The sequence below is a fragment of the Halorubrum sp. Atlit-28R genome (assembly GCF_003665955.1).
GTDB lineage: Archaea > Halobacteriota > Halobacteria > Halobacteriales > Haloferacaceae > Halorubrum > Halorubrum tropicale.
In genome coordinates, this window is sequence record NZ_QPLS01000167.1 from 1 (window position 1) to 489 (window position 489).

Annotated in this window: 1 pseudogene; it reads right to left on the reverse strand. The window is 54.6% G+C overall.

From position 1 onward, the window contains the following. A pseudogene (locus tag DVK06_RS17360) lies at positions 1-489 on the reverse strand (ArsR family transcriptional regulator); the annotation flags it as partial.

Here is a 489-nt window from a genome sequence, read left to right on the forward strand (position 1 = left end):
CCTCACGGTCCTCAAACAGTTGCCGAAACACCGACGCCATCCCGTATTTCGATGCAATCGCCGAGTTGATTCCAACGAACTTCGCGATAGCTGAGAGCTTCTCATCGGCAAAATCGTTCTTGAATCGGGGCATCTGACCGATTCGGAGGATGTCCACGCCGGCGAAGTCCAGTAACCGGGTCATTACGCCGATCACGCCGAGTGACTCAGTGAGAATCTTCGTCCGAAACGCCGTTCGAGAGTTGTACTCGCGGTACTCGCCGTGAGTCATGTCCCGCGTCATCTCGCAAATCTCCTCGAGAACAGTTTGTATGCGGTCACCAAACTCATCGACATCGTCGACGAGTTCGTCTTCTTCAGCAATCCACCCGAGACACGCACTGTTCTGTAGGATATTGGGTGCCTCTTGGAGCAGTCGGCGGAACTCACCATTCTCGTCGAGTCGCTCGTCAGTTAGCAGATTGTCCCAGACAAACCCGTCACCCAACG